Raw genomic sequence first — 20,446 nt, 5'->3', positions numbered from 1 at the left:
GAACCGGCAATGAAAGGGGGCCGTCATGGCCACCACGCTCCCCAGCACCGCCCCCCGCGCTCACACGGCCGAGACGGCGCACCGTCCCGTCGACTACGTCTGGGCGATCGCCCGGATCTCCCTCGGCTGGGTGTTCCTGTGGGCGTTCCTCGACAAGACGTTCGGCTGGGGTTTCGCCACCCCCGCCGCGAAGGCCTGGATCGCGGGCGGCAGCCCGACGACCGGGTTCCTCAAGGGCACCGGCGAGAACGCGCTCGGCGGGGTCTTCTCGGCGCTGGCCGGACAGGTCTGGGTGGACTGGTTGTTCATGGCCGGCCTGCTCGGCGTCGGCCTGGCCCTCACCCTCGGGGTGGGCACCCGGATCGCGGCCGTCAGCGGCGGCCTGATGCTGGTGCTCATGTGGGCCGCGGAGCTGCCCCTGACCACCAACCCCTTCATGGACGACCACATCGTCTACACCATCGTCCTGGCCGGTCTGGCCCTGTCGGGCGCCGGCGCCACCCTCGGCCTGGGCAACCTGCCGATCGTCCGGCGTCACCCGATCCTCAAGTAGATGCCGCGCCTCACGTAGATGCCGCGCCCGCCCCGACCACGGGGCGGGCGTTCCCGCGTTCACCCCGCGGAGCGGCCGAACAGGCTGAGCACCCCCGCCATCGCGCCCAGGTGGACGCCCTCCGCCGTCGTCCCGCCCTGGACGTCCCGCACGTCGCTGTTCAGCGCCTCCACCAGGAACGGCTCGGAGGCGCCCGGCCGGACCCGGGCCAGCACCCCGGCGTGCACCACCGCGCTCAGCGTCGAGCCGTGGCAGGTGCGGGCCAGGTAGTAGTCCACGGTCCGCGCCGCGGCGGCGGCGTCCCAGGCGTACCCGAGGCCGGCGAGCAGCCGGGACAGCTCCTCCTCGCCCAGCACGTGGAACAGCATGAGCACGTCGGCCTGCTTGGACGCCTTGTAGCGGTTCGGGGTGTCGCCCTCGGCCTCCAGGATGCGGTCCAGCCGCCGGATGTCGCCGTACCCGCGCCGGTAGCGGTCCCAGTCCAGCTCCAGCAGCTCGCCGTACCCCTCGAACTGGCTGATGACGCCGTCGTGGAAGTCCACCCGCATCCCGTGCGCCAGCTCGGCGAAGCGGTCCAGGTCGGCGGCGGTGAGGCCGCCCGCGTCCGCGACGGCGGGGGTCTCCAGCACCCGGCGCATCAGCCAGGCCGTCATCACGTTGGTGTAGGCGTTGTTGTCGATGCCCGGCTCGGCGCGGTCCGGGTAGCCGTCGTGGTACTCGTCCGGGCCCATCACGCCGCGGATCGCGTACCGGTCGCCCTCCCGTACGGCCAGCGAGGCGAAGAAGCGCGCCACCTCCGCCATCAGCTCGCCCCCGAACCCCGCGAGGAACGCGGCGTCCCGCGTCGCCCGGTGGTGCCGCCACACGTTGACGGCGACGGCCAGGCCGACGTGGCGCTGCAGGTGGGAGTTGTCGGGCAGCCAGCGACCCGAGCGGGGGTTGTAGTGCAGCTCCGGCGTCTCCTCGCGGCCGTCGCCGCCGCTCTGCCACGGGAACATCGCCCCGGCGCGCCCCTCCCGCGCGGCGGCCCGGCGCGCCGCGGGCAGGCGCCGCCACCGGTACCTCAGCAGCGCCTCGGCGACGCCGGGGAAACGCGGCGCCAGGTACGGGAAGACGAACAGCTCGTCCCAGAACACGTGCCCCCGGTACGCCTCGCCGTGCAGGCCCCGGGCGGGCAGGCCCACGTCCAGGTCGGTGATGTGCGGCGAGGCCGTCTGCAGCAGGTGGAAGGCGTACAGGTCGAGGATCTGCCGCACCTCGGCGTCCCCGCCCTCGACCCGGGCCCGCGCCCAGAGCCGCTCCCACGCGCCGGCGTGCCGCTCCAGCAGCTCCTCGAAGCCGGGCGCCCGCAGCGCCGCCGCGCGGGCCGCCTCGGCGGGGGCGCCGATGGCGCGGTCACGGGAGGTGTGGACGGCCACCACCTTCTCCACCCGTACGGCCTCGCCCGCGTGCGCGTGGAGGGTCAGCACGTCGGCCACCCACGCCCGCCGGGTGACCGCGGCGCGGCGCGCGCCCGGGTGGCCGGGCGCCGTCGTACGGGCCGCGAGCGCGATCTCCACGCGCGACGTCGCGGTACGGGCCAGCAGCTCGACGACCCCGTCCGCGGAGGAGTGGGCGGCCAGCGGCACCAGATGGCGGCCGTTCAGCTCGCGGTAGCGGGCGACGCCCGCGTTGACCACCCGCCCGTCGAGCGCCGAGCGCACCTCCAGGAGCCCGTCCCAGTCCTCGGGGGTGACGGTGACGGCCAGCGCGGCCAGGTGCGGGTCGTCCATGGACACCAGCCGCCGCTCCTCCACCACGGTCGTGCGCCCGTCGCCGTCGCGCACCCGCACCAGCCGGGTCAGGACGCCGCGCCGCAGGTCGAGCCACCGCCGGCAGGCCAGGATCCGGACGCCGCCGCCCGGCGCGAACCACTCGCCCCCGGCGGGGCGGAACGTCAGGGGCAGCCAGTTGGGGATGTTGACGACGTCCTCGTTCGTGACGGTACGGCCGGCGACGTGCGACTCCAGCCGGTCGTAGCAGCCCGCGAGGTAGGTGCCCGGGTAGTGGACGCCGTCGGCCTCCGCCTCGGCCGCGGCGCCCCGGGTGGCGACGTACCCGTTGCCCAGCGTGGTCAGCGCCTCCCGCAGCCCTTCGGTGGCCGGGTCGAAGCCGTCGTAGGCCAGCACCCAGGGATCCACGTCGCCTCCCGCGCGGTCGACGTCGCGCCATGACACGTCCTGAGGCGTCTCCTACCCTCTCGCCCCTCCTCTCCCGCAGGGATGGTGCGTCGTCGCTGGTCGGCGGGGTAGGGGACCAGGGACTGCGGGCTCGCGGAGAGCGGGGAGAGCGTCATGAGCGGGGTGATCGTCGCCGGGACGGACGGGTCGGCGGGGGCCGCCGCGGCCGTGCGGTGGGCGGCCGACGACGCGTCGCGGCGCGGGCTGCGCCTCCACCTGCTGCACGTCGTGACTCCGGGCTTCGCGGGAGCCCTCTCCCGGGCCGAGGAGGGGGAGCGGCTGCTCGCCGAGGCGGCACGGGTCGCCGCCCGGTACGCGGGCGCCTCCGTGGTGACCACCGAGCTGGCCGAGGGGCGGCCGGACGAGGTGCTGCGCGAGCGCGCGGCCGGGGCCGCCGAGGTGGTGGTGGGCAGTCACGGGGCGGGCGTGATCCCGGGCATGCTGGTGGGGTCGGTGCCGCTGCGGGTCGCGGGGCATGTGGCCGGCGTCGTGGTGGTGACCCGTCCTCGGCCGGCGCCGGGACCGCCCTCCGGCGCGGCCGGCGTCGCGGCTGGGAGGTTCGAGGATCCGTACGGGACGGGGTTCGACGATCCGTACGGGACGGGGTTCGACGATCCGTACGGGACGGGGTTCGACGATCCGTACGGCATCGGGTTCGGCGATCTGGGCGGCGGGCAGGTCGGGCGGATCGTGGTGGGCGCCGGTGAGGAGTGGGCGGGCGAGGCGGGGGAGGGGTGTCCCGAGCTGGAGTTCGCGTTCGAGCAGGCCCGGCTGCACGGCCGCCCGCTGCTGGTCGTCCACGCCCACCCGGAGCACGCCACCACGCGACGCCCGCCCGAACGCGGGGCGCCCGCCGGGACGGGCTCGGGCGGCGGCTCCCTGGGGGTGCGGACCGTGGACGTGGCGGAGTGGCGCGGGCAGGAGCGGCTCGCGGACCGGCGCGAACGCTACCCGGACGTGACGGTCACCTGCGAGGTCACCCGCTGCCCGCCCGTGCCGGCCCTGGTGGCCGCCTCCACCCGGGCGGCGCTGCTCGTCGTCGGGTCCAGGGGGCTGGGGCCGGTCGGGTCGCTGCTCCTCGGCTCGGTCAGCCGCAGCGTCCTCCACCACGCCCGCTGCACCGTCGCCGTCGTCCGCTGACCGCCCCCGCGATCAGGGGGTCTCGTAGGTGATGCCGTGCCGGGCGGCGACGCGGTTGAGCTCGACCGGGTCGAAGGCGCCGCCGGTCGTGACCGCCGGTCCGGCCTCGACCAGGTCCTCCACGTAGCACTCCCAGCCGCCGGGCGAGGAGATCTGGATCACGCGGGGCGGCGGCGACGACCCCTTGCGCAGGGCGTGCGGCACCCCGTGCGGCAGCAGGACGAACCCGCCCTTGCCCAGCCGCTCGGTCCGGTCGTCGAACTCCACCTCCAGCACGCCGTCGAGCACGTAGACGCACTCGTCGGCCTCATGGTGGACGTGCCGCGGGATGTCCCGGGCCAGGGTCGTCTCCAGCAGCGACAGCCGCCCCTCGGTGTCCTCGGTGCGCGCCTTCACGGCGAACGCGGGAGGCACGGGGATCCGGCCCGGCCGCGCCTCGCCGGGGTGGAGCAGGATGAAACGGTCCTTCGACATGGGGGATCCCTTCGCGCCGCGGGTGCCGCGGCATGTGGAACAATGGGGAACACAATCGGAATCCGGAATCCGGATTCCGGAAAAGACTCTAGCCAGAGGACGGGCCCCGATGTCAACACCGCCGCCCCGCCGCAAGCCGCGCACCGACGCCGAGCGCAACCGCGCCCGCGTCCTGGAGGCGGCACGGGCGCTGTTCGCCGAGCACGGCCAGGACGTGCAGATGGCGGAGGTGGCGCGGGTCGCCGAGGTCGGCATCGGCACCCTCTACCGGCACTTCCCGACCCGCCAGGCGCTCATCGAGGCCGCCGCGGAGAGCCGGTCGGGCGAGCTGCTGGACCACGCGCGGGCGCGCTGCCTCGGCGAGGCCGACCCGGCCCGGGCGCTCGCCCTCTTCGTGGAGCACGTCGGCGAGGTGCTGGCCGCGGACCGCGGCATGTCGCAGGCCATCGAGGCCGTCGTGGGCACCACCGAACCGCAGGGGCGGACGGGGGAGGCGCTGAGGGACGTCGCCGGCGAGCTGGTCGAACGGGGCAGGGCCGCGGGCGCGTTCCGGGCGGACGCCACGACCTCGGACGTCAACATGATCGTCTGCGGTCTCGCGTCGGTCATCCGCAACGAGGCCGGTGACTGGCGCCGCTTCGCCGAGATCGCCCTCGCCGGCCTCAGGCCCCGCTAACCCCGCACCCTGCCGACTCCACGCCCCGGCGACTCTCGCCTCGCTGATCATCACCCACCTCGGCGGGTACTCCGGGCTCTACCTCGTCTCGGCGCTCGTCTCCGCGCTCGGCGCGGTGCTCACTCGGCGCGGTGCTCATCTGGCGGGTCAGGTCCGTGCTGTGACCGGTACGGTGCGGGATATCCCGGCACCGGCCCAATTCCCGGCAAAGGCTCATCCGAGTAGAGGGCTACTCATGCGCCGGACCTGCCCCGTCCCCATCCTTGCCACAGTCCCATCAGATGGCAGGGGGAAATGTCATGCATCCTCACTCCGGCGTGGCGGTCCGGGCCAGAGCGCTCGCCGTCCTCGCCGCGCTGCTCCTCGTCACGGCCGGCCTGGCGGCGCTCGCCGCGCCGGCCCGCGCCTCGACCGACGTCCGGCTGAAGCTGTCCATCACCTGGATCCAGCAGGGCGAGAACCCCGACGACGACGGGGGCGACGGCGACTACTTCCCGGAGATCCGCATCGGCGACGGGCCGCTGCTGCGCAAGCCGTACGTCCAGGACGACGTGTTCAACCCCAGCAACTTCCCCGACCCGTGGGTCTTCACCCAGGACACCACGGTGCCCGACGACCGGACCACCGTGCCGATCCTGGTTCGGCTGTGGGACTACGACGACGGCACCAACTTCGGTGACGACCACATGGACATCAGTCCCGGCAACCAGGACGACGACCTCGACCTCAAGTACGACATCGGCACCGACACCTGGACGTCCCCCGAGGACGGCATCACCCCCGGCCAGGAACGCATCACGGGCGACGGCGACCCGAACTTCCCCGACACCAACGACGGCGTCGCCATCACGATCGGCATCAAGATCGAACGGCTGAGCCCGCTGCCCGACACCGACGGCGACGGCATCTATGACGTCATCGAGCGGTTCGGCGTGCGCGACAAGGACGGGTCGATGAAGTTCGACCTCAAGGCCATGGGCGCGAACCCGTGCCGCAAGACCGTCGTCGTGCAGATCGACTTCATGACCGGTGCCGCCGACGGGCACAGCCACCAGCCGAAGGACGCGGCGATCGAGGAGGTCAAGCGCGCCTTCGAGGACGCGCCCGTCGATCCCGTGTCACCCTGCCCGTATCCGGGCTTCACCACCACACAGGGCGTCGACTTCGTGCACATCGCGGGCACGTCCGTCGCCGAGAGTGCCGTCATGGGCCTGGACGCGAACTACCGCGCCGCCCGCGACGCGAACTTCAGCAAGCTTCTCGCCCCGTACGCTCACTACGCGATCTTCGCCCACCAGCTGACGGCCGGCGGCTTCAGCTCGGGCCGCTGCTGCGAGCCGAACCGGGGGAACAACAAGGACTTCATCGTCACCCTCGGCGGCTGGCGCACGGTATGCGTCGCGCCCGGCGACAACGGCAAGCTCGACACCACGCCCGCCTCCACGGACGCGAAGATGGGCGAGGACCTGCTCGTCGGCTCCAACCGCACCTGCGACACCGACGCCGACCCGCGCACCGACGACCGGCAGATCCTGAAGAAGGGCACCGGGGCCGCCGACGCGGACGTGGGGACCGTACGCGACCAGTCCGGCAGCATCATGCACGAACTGGGGCACGCGCTCGGTCTGGCCCACGGCGGCGCGGACCGTACCAACATGAAGCCCAACTACCTCAGCGTCATGAACTACGCCTTCGACCCCGGCGGCATCCCGACGGGCCCCGACCCGCTGCCGCGCCGCCTCGACTACTCGCGCAGCGCGCTGCCCACGCTCGACAAGGGGCAGCTCCTGGAGGGCGACGGCATCCGCGACGGCGAGGACCTCACCCGCTGGCGGCTCCCCGGCGGCAACCCGCTGTTCGGCCCCGGCACCGGCGCGCTGAACTGGAACGACGACGCCGTGCCGAACGACCCGAACCGCGTGGCCGCCGACATCAACTCCGACGACGACGTCTGCGTCCTCGCCGGCACGGACGGCATCCTGACCACGATGCCCTCCGGCAACGACGTGCGGGAGGGCGACGCCATCCTCAACGGCGGCGACGCCTGCAACACGGCGCCCGGGCCCGGCGACACCGGCCGCGCCACCCTGCTGACCGGCCACGACGACTGGGGAAGCCTCAAGTACCGCGCCGCGGGCTCCCCGGACGCGGGCGCCCCGGCGGCCTCGCCGTCCGTCACCGAGATCGGGTTCCCGGCCGTGCTCGGTGCCGAGCTGGCCCTGCGCGACTTCTACGACCCGGACGTCACCGCCACCAAGACCGTGGACAAGCCCGAGGCGCTGCCCGGCGACACCCTCACCTACACCGTCCTCGTGCGCAACGAGGGCCGGGGGACCGCCGCCGACGTCAAGGTGACCGACACCTTCCCCGACGGCACCACGGCCGAGCAGCGGCTGCCCGACATCCGGGCGGCGGCGGAGCGCTCCGCCACGTTCACCTACGTCGTGCCGTGCACGGCCGACAACGACTCGGTCGTGACCAACAAGGCCACGGTGGCCGCCAAGAACCTCGCCGGCGGCGACGAGGCCGACACCACCGACAACACCGGCACGGCGAAGAGCACGGTCAAGGCGCCGCGCCTCACCCTGTCCGCCGCCACCACCCCGGAGGCGAACGCGGGCGAGGCCACGACCACCACCCTGACCGTCCGCAACACCGGCGGCGCCGCCGCCACCGGCGTCACGCTCACCTACGCGCTGCCCGACGAGGTGTACTACAGCACCGCCCTCGACCAGGGGAGCGGGCCCCGGCCCACGGAGGTCTCCGGCGGCACGCTGACCTGGCGCCTCGACCCGGTGGAGGCGGGCGCCACGGCGACCGTCGCGTTCACCACCCGCTCCAGCCTGCTCGTGACGGGCGGCACGGAGCAGACGGGGCAGGCCAAGGTGGTGTACGTCAACGCGAACGGCTGCGCGTACGACCCGGTGACGGCCTCGGCCACCTCGACGGTCACGGAGGTGGCGCCGAGCCGCGACCCGCGTCCGTCCGGGGTGTGGATGGCGATGCCGGCGCTGCGCACCGCCGAGCTGCTGGCCCGGGTGCAGGCCACCGACACCCGTTTCGACGGGGCCGACGGCTCCACCCCGGACGGGCTGCTGACGCAGCAGGAGGCCTCGGCCGCGCTCGCGCCGCCGCTCCCGCAGCCGCGGGCGCTGCGCACCGAACTGCTCGGCGCGTACCTCAACCTGGGCAGCCGCCGCATCAACGCCGCCACGGCGGTGCGCGGCGTCGCCATGGACCGGATCGGGGCGCGGACGGTCGGCGCCGCCGCCCGGCACGCCCGGACGGTGCTGACCCGGCCGCCGGGCGGCGACCTCGCGGCCTACCAGCAGGCCACGCTGGCCCTCATCGAGATCAACACGGGAGCCGCCGAACGCTACTGATCCCTTGAGCTGATCTCTCGTGGCGCACGCCGCGGGGCCACCGTACGGAGGCTCCGCGGCGTCGCCATCCCTCGGCATGGGTCAGGCGGTGAGGCGGGTCAGCTCGCGCAGCTCGCGGAGCTCGACCTGGGTGGTCGCGCAGTCCAGGAGGCGCAGCTCCGCCAGCAGCCGCACCGCCTGCGCCCCGTGCTTCAGCTCCTCCGGGCAGCTCTCCGCGACCTTGCGGAGCATGGTGGCGGCGGCACGCGGGGCGCGGTCGCGGGCGTGGGCCGCGGCCAGCGTCAGGAAGTGCCGCACGCGCAGGTCACGGGTGGTCAGGCGGGCCGGGTCGAGGTCCTCGGCGAGCCGCAGGGCCTGCCGGTGACGGCCCATGCGGACCGCGGCCGCCGCCGCGCGCAGGTCCAGCTCCACCAGGAAGCCGTCGCGCTCCTCGCCCTCGCCGAGCCGGGCCGCCAGCCCGCGGGCGCGGTTCAGCAGCTCCTCGACGCGCAGCAGGTCGTGCTCGGCCGCCGCGGCGAGCGCCGCCGCCAGCAGGCACGCCCCTAAGGCCGCCGCGTGCGCCGGGCGGTGGCGGGACGCCGGGCCGGCGGCGACGTGGGTGGTGACGTCGGTGGCGAGGTCGGTGGCGAGGTCGGCGGCCGTCAGGCACACGCGGCGGGCGTCGGCCGGGCGCCCCGCGAGCACCAGGACCTCGGCGGTCTCCGCCCAGGCCGGCGCCGCCGCCACGGGATCGCCACGCGCGGCCGACACCGCCCGGTCGGCCGCCAGCAGGGCGGGGGCGTACTCCCCGCTCGCGCGCAGCACCGTCGCGAACAGCCGGTACACCCGTCCGAGCTCCACCGCCGCCATCCCCGCGCTCTCCGAGACCGCGCTCTCCGAGACCGCCCCCTCCGAGACCGCCCCCTCCGAGGCGGTCCCTCCCGAGACCGTCCCTCCCGAGACCGTCCCTCCCGAGGTCGGCCCTTCCGGGGACGCCCCCTCTGCCCGGGCGGCGCGGGACGTGGCCTGGGCCGTCAGCAGCAGGCCGGGCAGGTCGCGGCGCAGCTCCGTGTACCGCCGCGGCGAGCGCCGCCACACCTCCCAGGCCGCCGTCACGTGCCGGCGCACCCGATGGACGTTCTCGGCCGGCCCGTCACCCGCCGGGCGGCGGGGGAGCAGCAGCGCGAGCACCATCTCCGCCGACCCGCCGAACCCTCCGTCCGGGTGCCCCGGGAGTCCGGTCACGGCGGGCAGCGCGACCGGCCCGTCCACCAGCTCCGACAGATCCTCCACCCGCAGGACGCCGGCGATGCGCATGAGGGTGGACAGCCGGTCCAGCGGCCGCACACCCTTCTCCACGAGCCTCAGCCACTCCTCGCTGCACCCCACGAGGTCGGCCAGGACCCGCCGGGACAGGCCGCGCGCCCGCCGCATGGCCATGATCCGCGCCCCGTCGACCAAGTAATCGCCGGCCATGCCGCCAGGTTAGGCGCCAGATCATCAACGGGCCGAAGGCCAGAAGCGGCGGCCGGTTCCTGCCACCCGCGCCCCGCGTCCCGGGCCGGAGGCGGGGCTATCGTACGGAGGACATCGTGGGATCCGCACGGCGCAACTCCAGTTGGGTCCGCGCGCGCCGGCCCGGGCGACACTGCCGCTACACCGCACGGCAGAGGAGGCCACGATGGCGATCGACGTCGAGTCGATTCGGAAGGCATTCCCGTTCTTCGAGACACCCGCTGACGGCTCCCGCCCGCCCGTCTACCTCGACAGCGCCGCCACCACGCAGAAGCCCGCCGCGGTGCTCGACGCCCTGGCCCACTACTACACGCGCGCCAACGCCAACGTCCACCGCGGCGTCTACCGCCTGGCCGTCGAGGCCACCGAGCTGTACGAGGGGGCCCGCCGCACCGTGGCGGCCTTCGTCGGCGCGACCCGCCCCGAGGAGATCGTCTTCACCAAGAACGCCACCGAGGCCGTCAACCTCCTGTCCAACTCCCTCATGTGGGCCGGTGACGAGCTGCGGGTCGGTCCCGGCGACGAGATCGTGGTGACCGAGATGGAGCACCACTCGAACCTCATCCCGTGGCGGCTGCTCGCCGAGCGGGCCGGGGCGACGGTGCGCTACCTCGGCATCACCGACGACGGCCGCCTCGACCTGTCCCGCCTGCCCGAGGTGGTCACCGAGCGGACCCGGGTGGTGGCGGTGGTCCACGCCTCCAACATCCTCGGCACCGTGAACCCGATCGCGCCCATCGCCGCCCGCGCCGCCGAGGTCGGCGCCCTGCTGGTGGTGGACGCCGCGCAGTCGGTGCCGCACCTGCCGGTGGACGTCGCCGCGCTCGGCGCGGACTTCGTGACGTTCTCCGGGCACAAGATGTGCGGGCCGACCGGGATCGGCGTGCTGTGGGGCCGGCACGAGCTGCTGGAGGCGCTGCCGCCGTTCCTCGGCGGCGGCGAGATGATCGAGACGGTCAGCGTCGACGCCATGCGGTACGCCGCGCCGCCACTGAAGTTCGAGGCCGGCACGCCGCCGGTCGCGCAGGCCGTGGGGCTGGGCGCGGCGTGCGACTTCCTGGGCGAGATCGGCATGGACGCCATCGCGGCCCACGACCAGGCCCTCGTCGAGTACGCGCTGGAGCGGCTCGGGCGGGTGCCGGGCATCCGGTTCATCGGGCCGGCCGACGGCGTGGACCGGCTGCCGCTGCTGTCGTTCGTGGTGGACGGGGTGCCGCTGCAGAAGCTGCGGACGGTGCTCGACGAGGCGGGCATCGCCGTGCGCTCCGGCCACCACTGCGCCCAGCTCGCGTGCAGCCGCTTCGGCATCCCGGCCGCCATCCGGTCGTCGTTCTACCTGTACAACGCCGCCGACGAGGTGGACCACCTGGCCGCCACGCTGGAAGGGACGACCAGGTCGGGGCGGGGCGGGGGCGCGGCGCCCGCGTTCGAGGCGGGCGGAACGGCGCGGGTCCGGCCGTACCGGGAGGTGCTGGTGCCGGCGATCTTCGGGCCGTGGGCGGAACGGCTGGTCGGCGCGCTCGCTCCCGCGCCCGGCGCGCGGGCCCTCGACGTGGGCACCGGGCCCGGGACGGTCGCGCGCGTGCTGGCCGCGGCCGTGGGCCCGGCCGGCGCCGTCGTCGGCACCGACCCGAGCCCGGCCATGCTCGCGCTCGCCCGCGAGGAGCCGCCGCCGTCCGGTGCGCCGATCCAGATCGCGTCCATCCAGTACGTCGAGTGCGGGGCCGCGCCGCTGCACGTGTCCGACGAGGCGTTCGACATCGTCACCGCGCAGCAGGTGCTCCAGTTCGTGCCGGACCGGCGGGCGGCGGTGGCGGAGATGCGCAGGGCGGCCCGGCCGGGCGCGCGGATCGCGATCGCCACCTGGCTGCCGCTGGAGCGCAACCCGCTGTTCCGCGCGCTGCGCGACGCCGTGGGCGCCGTGCTGGGGCCGGAGGAGGCCGAGCTGTTCGCCGAGCCGTGGACGCCGGCGGGGGAGGAGGTCGCCGTGCTGGTCGAGGAGGCGGGGTTCACCGGGGTCGAGCGATACGAGTGGACGGTCCCGGTCACGCTGCCGGGCGGGCCGGACGCGCTGTGCTGCCTGTTCGGGTTCTCGTCGGTCGCCTCGTCGTACGCCGCCGGCCACGGTGAGGCGCTGCGCCAGGCCGTACGGGAGCTGCTGGTCCGGCACACGGACGAACGCGGCCTGCACGGGGAGACGGCGGCGAGCGTCGTGACGGCCCGCGCCTGATCGGCGAGCCCGCGCCTGATCTGGCGCGGGCTTCGCCCTTCGGCATACAGTCGGTGAGAATCTTCCCGCGGGAGTCCGGCGGAGAGGGCCCGTGGGCGACGGACCGGAGGACCGATGGCCGAGCGACCTGGGACTGACGCGTCCCTTCTCCCGCTGACGCCGGGTCCCGGAACGGCTCCGGTCCGGCGCCGCGCGTGACCCCTCGCGCGCCGCCGGACCGGAGACCGGGTCAGCCGTGCGAGTCGGTGACCGAGCGGGAGAACGTCACCTCGCAGGAGGGGCCGTTCGGGCCGCCGACGCGGACGGAGTCGAAGAAGTCGCGGAAGGCGCTGTAGAAGTTGCCCTTGCCGCCGGGGCTGGTCACAGCCGAGCAGCCGCCGTAGTCGGCCTCGGAGTACAGGTGGATGTAGGAGCTCGTACGGTTCCAGTCGGACTTGGCGCGGTCCGCCATGTTCAGCGCGCCGAGGTCGGGGGTGTCGCTCTTGATCTCGACGATGTCGCCCGAGCCGTCTAGGCCGGAGAACAGGCAGTAGTAACCGGCGTGGCAGCGGTCGTAGCCGTCGGCGGCCTGGGCCGGGCCGGCGGTCACGGTGGCCAGCGCGATGGCCGCCGCCGGTAACGCCAGCAACTGAAGCTTCTTGCCCACTGTCCCTCCAGGGGTGAAACTTTTCTTCGCGAACGGATCTGACCATACCTGTTGAGATCTTGTAGGTGAAGGGGTGCGGTACCTCTTCCTCGGCCTGGCGACTCTTGACGCTGCCGCGACCCTCCGGGCAGACTTTTGGAAAGCGTTTTCCCACCTCTCTCCGTCCCCCAGGAGCCTCACCTTGTCTCAACGGAACTACCGGTCCGCCATCGTCGGCACCGGTGGGATCGCCACCGCCCACGCGGAGGCCGTCGCCGCCTCGGCCGGGCGGGCGGGCCTCGCCGCCGCCGTCGACGTGGACCTCGGCCGGGCCAAGGCGTTCGCGGAGACGTGGCAGATCCCCCGCGTCCACGCGAGCCTGACCGACCTGCTGCGCGAGGGCGAGGTGGACCTGGTCCACCTCTGCACCCCGCCCGCGCTGCACGCGCCGCTCGCCCTGGAGTGCCTGGAGGCGGGGGTGACGGTGCTGGTGGAGAAGCCGCCGACGCTCTCGCTGGCCGAGATGGACGCGCTGGTGGAGGCGGAGACCCGCTCGACGGCGCACGTCGCGACCGTCCTGCAGCACCGCTTCGGCGCGGGCGCGCTGCGGCTGCGCCGCCTCGCCGACGCGGGCGAGCTGGGCCGGCCGCTGCTCGCCACCTGCGCCACCCAGTGGTACCGCGACGAGGCGTACTTCGCGGTGCCCTGGCGCGGCACGTGGGAGAGCGAGGGCGGCGGCCCCACCATGGGGCACGGCATCCACCAGTTCGACCTGCTGTTCTCCGTGCTCGGGCCGTGGCGCGAGGTCACCGCGGTCGCCGCCCGCCGGGCCCGCGCCGTCGACACCGAGGACGTGTCGACCGCGCTGGTCACCTTCGACAGCGGCGCCGTCGCCACCGTGGTCAACTCGGTGGTGTCGCCGCGGCAGACCTCCGCGCTGCGCTTCGACTACGAACGCGCCACCGTCGAGGTGGAGCACCTGTACGGCTACACCGACGACGACTGGACCGTCACCCCGGCCCCCGGCCACGAGGACGTCGCGTCGCTGTGGAACGGGGAGCGCAGCTCCGTGCCGAGCGGCCACCAGGGCTGGTTCGCGGCGGTGCTCGACGCCCTCGACCGGGGCGAGGCGCCGCCCGTCACGGCCGGGGACGCCCGGCGGACGATGGAGTTCATCGCCGCCCTGTACCGCTCCGCCTTCACCGGCGAGCGCGTACGCAGCGGACAGATCACGCCCGGCGACCCGTTCGCGTCGCGGATGGACGGAACCGGTACACCCTGGGAAAAGGTGAGGAACCAGTGACTCTCCAGGTCGACCACGCCCTCGGCCGGTCGGTCGCCGTCTCGGCGGGCGGCGTCCAGCTCTTCACCTACGTCTACCGGCCCGGCACGCCGGTGCTGGAGTCGCCCAAGCCGTACCTCCACCCGGTGCGCACCCTCGGCGGCGAGCTCGTGTCGCTGTTCCGGCCGCACGACCACGTCTGGCACAAGGGCATCGCCTGGTCGCTGCCGCACGTCGGCGAGCACAACTTCTGGGGCGGCCCGACGTACGTGCACGGCCGCTTCTACGTGCAGCTCGACAACAACGGCAGCGCCACCCACCAGGAGATGACCACGCTGTCGGCCGAGGGCGGCCGGGCCGAGATCGGCCACACCCTCGCCTGGACCTCCCAGGCCGGCGCCCCGGTCATCGACGAGCGGCGCACGCTGGCCGCCTCGGTCCTCGACGACGCGACGTGGGCCCTGGTGTTCGACACGGCCATGACGAACGTGTCGGGCGCCACGCTGTCCTTCGGGTCCCCGACCACCAAGGGACGCGAGAACGCCGGCTACGGCGGCCTGTTCTGGCGCGGCCCGCGCTCGTTCACCGGCGGCCTCATCCAGTCGCCCGCCGGGGCGGGCGGCGGCGAGCTGCGCGGCACCCGCGCCGAGTGGTTCGGCTTCCGCGGCCGGCACGACGGCACGGGCGGGCACTCGACGCTCGTCATGGTGGACGACGCCGCCAACCCGCGGCATCCGCCGCAGTGGTTCGCCCGCACCGAGGAGTTCGCCTGCCTGTGCCCGGCGCCGTTCTTCAGCGAGGAGCTGGAGCTGCCGGACGGCGAGACGCTGCGCTTCCGGTACGCGGTCGTGGTGGCCGACGGCGACAGGGGGGAGGAGGGCACCGCGCTGCTGGCCGAGCGGGGCAGGGCGGCGCTGGCCGGGGGAGCGGCGACATGACCTTCCCCGGCGGCACGTCGTCCTCCGACCGCACGACGCCCTCCGGCGGCACGTCCTCCTCTGACGGCACGACGTTTCCCGGCGGCACGTCGGTGAGCCGGTTGTCGGTGTACTCCGGCGCGTGCGCGGCCGACGGCCTCGCGGGCGGGACGCCGCACCTGCACACGGCCTCGGCGGAGGCGTACGTGGTGGTCGGCGGACGGGGGGCGTTGCAGACCCTGGACGTGCGCGGGCCGCGCGAGACCGAGCTGGTGCCGGGCTCGACGGTGTGGTTCACGCCGGGGACGATCCACCGGGCGGTCAACCACGACGGCCTGGAGGTGGTGGTCGTGATGCAGAACGCGGGCCTGCCGGAGGCCGGTGACGCGGTCATGACGTTCCCGCCCGAGGTCGTGGCGGACCCCGTGCGCTATCGCGAGGCCGCCGCGCTGCCTGCCGGGGCGTCACCGGAGGAGGTCGAGCGGGCGGTGGCCCGGCGCCGCGACCTGGCGGTGGAGGGTTTCCTGCGGCTCGCCGAGGCCGCCCGGGGCGGCGACCTGGGGCCGCTGCGCCGGCTGTACGCCGACGCGGTGGCGTTGGTGCGTCCGAACGTGGGGCGCTGGCGGGAGCTGTGGGAGCGCAACGTGGCCGGGCAGGCGCGGCACACCGCAGCGGTCCTGGACGCGCTGGAGGCGGGCGACGCCGCCCACCTCACGGGATCGGCCCTCATGGAGAGCCCGCCCGAGGAGCGGTGGGGCATGTGCGGCCACCTCCGCGCCCACGACGTCACCCGCCCCGCCGTCCGCTGACCTCCGGTGGCCGGCCAAGATTGTCGGAAGGCGTCGCTAAGGTCGCCAATCCAGTGACCCCCCGTACTGGAGAGGCCCCCATGACCGCCTGGAACGACCTGTACCCCTTCATCCGCGGCGGCGACGTCGCCCGCACGGCCCAGCTCGTGGCCGGGCTCGACCCGGCCGAGCGCAAGGCCGTGGCGGCCGAGATGACGGAGCACGTGCGGAAGGTGTTCCGCAGCGGGCGGCCGTGGTGGGACGGGGAGCAGCGCCACCACATCCGTCCGCTCATCATGGTGGGCGCCGGCTGTCTCGGTGGTTCGGCGGCGGTCGCCGCGTGGCTGTTCCGGCGCGAGTTCCGCTGGCGGAGGGAGGACCCGCGCGACGTCGTCCGCATCCTCGACCTGGTGCGCGACCGGCCGGAGCCGTGGCGGGCCGACCTGGCCCGCCGCGTCGCCGCCCGGGTGCGCCTGCCGGAGCTGGACCACTGGGAGCTGGCCGCCGCCCTCGTCCGCGAGACCGGCGCCGAGCCGCCCGACAACCCCGCGTTCATGGCTGGCTGGCTGAACGGGCTGCGGGCCGAGACAGCGGCGACGGACCCGCTGCTGCCCGTCCTGGGGCCACGGATCTTCGAGAGCGACGGCCTGAGCGACGGCTTCTCGGCCGCCGAGGCCGTGGTCGTCAGCGAGCTGGTGCAGGGCGGGCTGCTGGACCGCCGCGCCGTGCTCGACGGCGTCGTCGGGCGCCTCCTGCGCGACGGGCAGAACGGCCTGCCCGTCCTCGCGAACCTGCACGACTGGCTCGCCCCCGACCTCGACGAGACGGCGGAGCGGGCCAAGGACTACGTCCGCCTGCTGCCGCCCGCGCCGGTCCCGGTGGCCGAGTCGGCCGTGGCGCGGCTGCGGGCGCTGGACGAGGCGGGACGGCTGGAGGAGGAGCTGTTCGCCGAGGCGGTGGAGGCCCTGACGTTCCGGCCGGAGCCGAGGCTGCTGCGGGCCGTGCTGTCGTGGCTGGGGTCCACGGCCGGTCCCCGTGCCGCCGGGCGGGCCGACGTCGCGCTGCGCGCCCTGGCCGAGATCATCGGCCACGAGGCGCTGGTGCTGCAGGAGCGGGCCGTACGGCTGGCCGTGCCCCTGGCGCCGGTCGCCGGGGAGGAGGGGCGCGAAGCGATCAGGGAGGCGGCGGCCACGCTGCCGGCCGAGCTGCGCGAACGGATCGCCGCCGCCTACGGCGAGCTGCCCGAGGAGGACGAGCCGGCCGCCCCGGCCCTGGTGGCCCCTCCCGCCCCGCAGCTCCCGCCGCCCGTCGCCTCGACGGAGGAGCTGGCCCGCGAGCTGGCCGGGTTCCGCGGGCAGCACGACGACGCGTACACCTTCGAACGGCTCCTCGCGGGGCTCGCCGAGTGGTCGCACCGCGCGCCCGACGCGCTCCGCGAGGCGCTGCGCCCCTGGTGGGAGCAGTCCCGCGACTACTACGGCCAGAACCTCGACGACGAGGCGGAGTACCTCCTCAACCGGGCCTTCCTCGCCTTCGCCGCCCCGGAGGAGAGCCGCGGCATCACCGCCGACAACTGGCCGAACGGCTCGTCCCCTGACTGCGGACCGATCGACCGGCTGTACCGGGCCCGCGCGTTCGAGCTGGTCGCCGTGTTCGAGGGCGGGGCGGGCTATCCGGTGCTGCTGGCCGCCCCGACCTCGGGCACCGGCCACGTGGACCCGGAGGTGCTGCTCGACCGTCTCGCCCTCCTGGAGGCGTCCGGGGCGCGGGCGCTGCCCGCCGACCTCGCGCAGGCCCTCCTCCGGCTGCCCCGTGACGTGGACGCGGCGACCGCGGCCCGGGCCCGGACCTTCACCTCCGACGCCGGCCGCGCCTGCGCCGCCTGGATGTCCGGCGACCGCCTGCCCGACCCGGCGGTGTCCTGCGAGCCGTTCAGCACGTCCGACTACTGGTCGACCCACAAGAGCATCCGGGTGGCCCTGACCCTGCCCGCCATGGAGGGGCTGGACACGGTCTGGTCCGGCTACTACCCCGACCTGCCGAACTGGTGGGCCCTGGCCCTCCCGTCCCACCGGGAGCTCGCGGCGGCCCACCTCCTCCCGCAGCTCGCGCATGCGGTGGAGGCGAAGAGCGGCGTGGCGGCCGTCCTGTGCGACCTCGCGCGCTGCGACGGTCCCGCGGGGACGGCCACCGCGTACGCGCTGGCCTACGGCATGGGCCACGCCGACCCCGCCTCGCGGTCCAGCACGGCCGACGCGCTGCTCACGCTGGCGGCGCGCGGCGAGACGCCGGTCGAGGCCCTCGGCGCCGCCCTCGCCGAACTGGTCACGCAGGGCTACCTCAAGCTCAACCGGGTCGCGGCTGCCCTGGAGGAGACCACGCGCGCGGGCGGCCACGAGGTGGTGTGGGCGGTGGCCGCGTGCCTGCTGCCCTCGCTGCTGCCCTCCCCGCTGCCGGCGGACGGTGAGCGGCCCCGCGCCGGGCTCGCTGACCTCATGGCCGCCGCCGCGACGGCCGCCCGCCCCGCGAAGGCCCGAGCCGACCTGCCGGCCCTCGCCGCCATGGCGTCCCGCAAGGGTTCCAGCCGGGTCGTGCAGGAGGCGCGGCGGCTGCACCGGCTGGTCGCGCCATGCGAATCCACGACGGTGAGCTGACCCGGCCCGTCACTCTCTGGCATCATTCCTGTGCGTGCAGTGATGATCGTCGTGTGCGGAACGACAGGAAGCGACGCATGGGACAGGGGCGGGACCCGTCACCGGTGACCTCGACGGCGACGGCGACGGCGACGGCGGGAGAGCGGGTGGGCTCGGCGGTGCTGCGGCACATCGCGGAGCTGGCCGAGCGCGACGCCCGAGCGGCCGACCGGGCGCTCCTGCTGCTCCGCGACGGGGCGCTGGTGGGGGAGGCGGGCGCCAGGCTGGCGGACGAGCTGCATCGGCGGGCGGGAGCGGTGCGACGGGCGTTCCTGGAGGCGTTCGACCAGGTGGCCGCCACCGTGCCGGGGCCGCCGCCCGCCCACCCCGCCCTCGGGCCACCCCCTGGTGCCTGGGAAGGCTTCACGACCGGCCCGGGAAGCGGACTCACGCGGGGTTTCGTGGGCGGGGACCCGGAACGCATGCGCGCCCTGGAGCAGCAGCTCGCGTCGGCCGGCCGTACGTGGGAGGACACGGGAACCACCCTCGCCCGGCTCCTGACGAGGGCAGGCACGGACCCCGTCACCCGCCCGGGTGATCGGCCAGGCCGGCAACGCAAGGACACGGTAACGATCCCGCCGACTTCGCCGACATCAGCCGGCTCGACGCCGGTGATTCGTTCGGGCACTCCGAGTACTACAAGCCGAACAGCGCCTCACTCGCCAACCTGAAGGCGATTCTCTTCGGCCGCCCGGAGAACCTGACCTTCACCCGGACGACTCTGGATCAGGAACAGCCAGGCGCCGCCGAAGCACGGATCTTCGTCGCATGGATGAAGTCACAGGTCCCCGGGGAGAAGGTTCCTCGCTTCAGCGCGGAACTGGACCCGATCATCCAAGACATCATGGAGGGGCGCACGAAGACGCCCGCCGACTGGTCGGGAGTTGTCCGGCGGACGAGGTCCGTCTTCATGAAGTACGGCATCACCGACGACATCACGCTGACCGAACTCGACACCGAACTCGGCGAGCTGGCCCGCCAGGTGGCCACGAAGCAGGGCGGGCTTCTCGCCGGCAACAGGGCGGAGTCCGCGGTCCACCTCACCACCTGGCTGCTGTCGCAGATGCCCCCGGAACAGACAGTCGCCTTCGGTGTCGAACTGGCGGGCGTCCTCGGGGACAAGAGCCTGGAGGTCCCCGAGACCGCCGTCAGGGTCGTCGGGCTGGTCAACAAGTACGACCTGCTCGACCACATCACCCCCACCGAATTGCAGGCCGTCCTCGTGTCAGGGAGCACGAAGCTGGTCTTCGAGAGCAGCTATGACAGCTTCCGCGCGGCCGGCCTGCCCGCGGTTCAGGCGTTCACCCAGGCGACCGTGGCGGCCTCGGCAGCGGGCGTCACCGTCTACACGGTCACCAGGCCCGTGGTCGTCGCGCTCGACATCCAGCGAGGCGCCGACAATCTCGTCGATCTCGGAGACATCGGCACGAAGAACAAAGGGGAGTGAGGCGGCGCGTGCGCAACACGGTCCACGGCAGGGAACTCATGGCCGCCGCCGGCGCTTTCCTGACGCTTTCGCTGGCCGCCTGCTCGCCTGGACAGGAGAACAGTGCCATGACCCCTGAGCAGTCACGGCAGAAACTCATCAGTGACATCACCGCGGTCATCAGGACGCTCGTGCCCGACGCCTCGGTCACATCGTTCACCAGAGGGAAGGACACGCCGTGCGGAGGCCCTGTCGGCACGGAGCACACGCGCGTCCGGAGCGCGATCGTGATCCATGCCGACGCGGGGATCGACGCGGCGGAGACCGACATCGTCACCAAGGCCCGCTCTTCGCTGGAGAGCCAGGGATGGAAGATCGGATGGAACCGTAAGGACGGCGAGATCTCCAACTTCTCCATCGAGAAGCCGGAGACGGGGAACGGGCTCTTCGGGGTGAGCTCGGACACCGTCACCTTCGACGGGGACACTCTGTGCGTGGACAATCCCGAGTACTGATCACGTACCGGAAATTGACGCACCTCCGAAG

The 20,446-nt window shown here is 74.1% G+C and carries 16 protein-coding genes; 12 read left to right on the top strand and 4 right to left on the bottom strand.

Annotated elements, in window-relative coordinates:
• Positions 1–25 precede the first annotated feature (25 nt).
• Entirely contained in the window at positions 26–553 is a 528-nt protein-coding gene (locus HTZ77_RS09480; RefSeq protein ID WP_175589092.1) for a DoxX family membrane protein, read from the top strand.
• A gap of 59 nt (positions 554–612) precedes the next feature.
• Here HTZ77_RS09480 and HTZ77_RS09475 read toward each other — a convergent pair whose 3' ends face one another.
• The gene (locus tag HTZ77_RS09475) at positions 613–2,733 is read right to left on the bottom strand and encodes a glycoside hydrolase family 65 protein (RefSeq protein ID WP_175589189.1); all 2,121 of its coding nucleotides are present in this window, start codon (positions 2,731–2,733) and stop codon (positions 613–615) included.
• Positions 2,734–2,886: 153 nt separating this feature from the next.
• Here HTZ77_RS09475 and HTZ77_RS09470 point away from each other — a divergent pair, with 153 nt between their 5' ends.
• Positions 2,887–3,912: a universal stress protein gene (locus HTZ77_RS09470; protein WP_175589091.1), complete on the top strand. Its 1,026-nt coding sequence runs from the start codon at positions 2,887–2,889 to the stop codon at positions 3,910–3,912.
• 12 nt (positions 3,913–3,924) lie between these two features.
• Here the strand turns inward: HTZ77_RS09470 and HTZ77_RS09465 are convergent, their stop codons facing one another.
• On the bottom strand, positions 3,925–4,386 hold the full coding sequence (locus tag HTZ77_RS09465) for a cupin domain-containing protein (RefSeq protein WP_175589090.1): 462 nt from the start codon (positions 4,384–4,386) through the stop codon (positions 3,925–3,927).
• 109 nt (positions 4,387–4,495) lie between these two features.
• On the opposite strand from HTZ77_RS09465, the gene HTZ77_RS09460 reads away from it, so the two are divergent.
• Positions 4,496–5,062, top strand: coding sequence for a TetR/AcrR family transcriptional regulator (locus HTZ77_RS09460; RefSeq protein ID WP_175589089.1), 567 nt, complete (start codon positions 4,496–4,498; stop codon positions 5,060–5,062).
• Positions 5,063–5,361: 299 nt separating this feature from the next.
• Positions 5,362–8,445, top strand: a complete 3,084-nt coding sequence (locus HTZ77_RS09455) for a CARDB domain-containing protein (RefSeq protein WP_175589088.1) — start codon at positions 5,362–5,364, stop codon at positions 8,443–8,445.
• Between the two features lie 81 nt (positions 8,446–8,526).
• Here the strand turns inward: HTZ77_RS09455 and HTZ77_RS09450 are convergent, their stop codons facing one another.
• Positions 8,527–9,900, bottom strand: a complete 1,374-nt coding sequence (locus HTZ77_RS09450; RefSeq protein WP_175589087.1) for a helix-turn-helix domain-containing protein — start codon at positions 9,898–9,900, stop codon at positions 8,527–8,529.
• 205 nt (positions 9,901–10,105) lie between these two features.
• Here HTZ77_RS09450 and HTZ77_RS09445 point away from each other — a divergent pair, with 205 nt between their 5' ends.
• Positions 10,106–12,169 carry a SufS family cysteine desulfurase gene (locus HTZ77_RS09445; RefSeq protein WP_175589086.1) on the top strand — a complete coding sequence of 688 codons (2,064 nt, stop codon included), beginning with the start codon at positions 10,106–10,108 and terminating at the stop codon, positions 12,167–12,169.
• A 229-nt stretch (positions 12,170–12,398) separates the two neighbouring features.
• Here HTZ77_RS09445 and HTZ77_RS09440 read toward each other — a convergent pair whose 3' ends face one another.
• A complete protein-coding gene (locus HTZ77_RS09440) occupies positions 12,399–12,815 on the bottom strand; it encodes a peptidase inhibitor family I36 protein (protein ID WP_175589085.1) in 417 nt (138 codons plus the stop codon).
• Positions 12,816–12,996: 181 nt separating this feature from the next.
• On the opposite strand from HTZ77_RS09440, the gene HTZ77_RS09435 reads away from it, so the two are divergent.
• From HTZ77_RS09435 to HTZ77_RS09405, 7 genes are all read left to right on the top strand, one after another.
• The gene (locus HTZ77_RS09435; RefSeq protein ID WP_175589084.1) at positions 12,997–14,097 is read left to right on the top strand and encodes a Gfo/Idh/MocA family protein; all 1,101 of its coding nucleotides are present in this window, start codon (positions 12,997–12,999) and stop codon (positions 14,095–14,097) included.
• Entirely contained in the window at positions 14,094–15,014 is a 921-nt protein-coding gene (locus HTZ77_RS09430; RefSeq protein WP_175589083.1) for a DUF6807 domain-containing protein, read from the top strand. The genes HTZ77_RS09435 and HTZ77_RS09430 overlap by 4 nt, the downstream gene beginning before the upstream one ends.
• Positions 15,011–15,802 (top strand): cupin domain-containing protein, encoded by a 792-nt coding sequence (locus HTZ77_RS09425; protein ID WP_175589082.1) that lies wholly within the window; start codon positions 15,011–15,013, stop codon positions 15,800–15,802. Before HTZ77_RS09430 ends, HTZ77_RS09425 begins: the two co-directional genes overlap by 4 nt.
• Before the next feature lie 80 nt (positions 15,803–15,882).
• Positions 15,883–18,435 carry a DUF7824 domain-containing protein gene (locus HTZ77_RS09420; RefSeq protein ID WP_175589081.1) on the top strand — a complete coding sequence of 851 codons (2,553 nt, stop codon included), beginning with the start codon at positions 15,883–15,885 and terminating at the stop codon, positions 18,433–18,435.
• Positions 18,436–18,512: 77 nt separating this feature from the next.
• Positions 18,513–19,145, top strand: coding sequence for a hypothetical protein (locus HTZ77_RS09415; protein ID WP_175589080.1), 633 nt, complete (start codon positions 18,513–18,515; stop codon positions 19,143–19,145).
• Between the two features lie 173 nt (positions 19,146–19,318).
• A complete protein-coding gene (locus HTZ77_RS09410) occupies positions 19,319–19,921 on the top strand; it encodes a hypothetical protein (RefSeq protein ID WP_175589079.1) in 603 nt (200 codons plus the stop codon).
• Between the two features lie 38 nt (positions 19,922–19,959).
• Positions 19,960–20,415 carry a hypothetical protein gene (locus HTZ77_RS09405; RefSeq protein WP_175589078.1) on the top strand — a complete coding sequence of 152 codons (456 nt, stop codon included), beginning with the start codon at positions 19,960–19,962 and terminating at the stop codon, positions 20,413–20,415.
• Positions 20,416–20,446: the final 31 nt, after the last annotated feature.

Source organism: Nonomuraea montanisoli (assembly GCF_013363975.1).
Taxonomy (GTDB): domain Bacteria; phylum Actinomycetota; class Actinomycetes; order Streptosporangiales; family Streptosporangiaceae; genus Nonomuraea; species Nonomuraea montanisoli.
The sequence above is the reverse complement of the archived record's forward strand: the minus strand, read 5'-3'. Positions and strand labels throughout refer to the sequence as shown.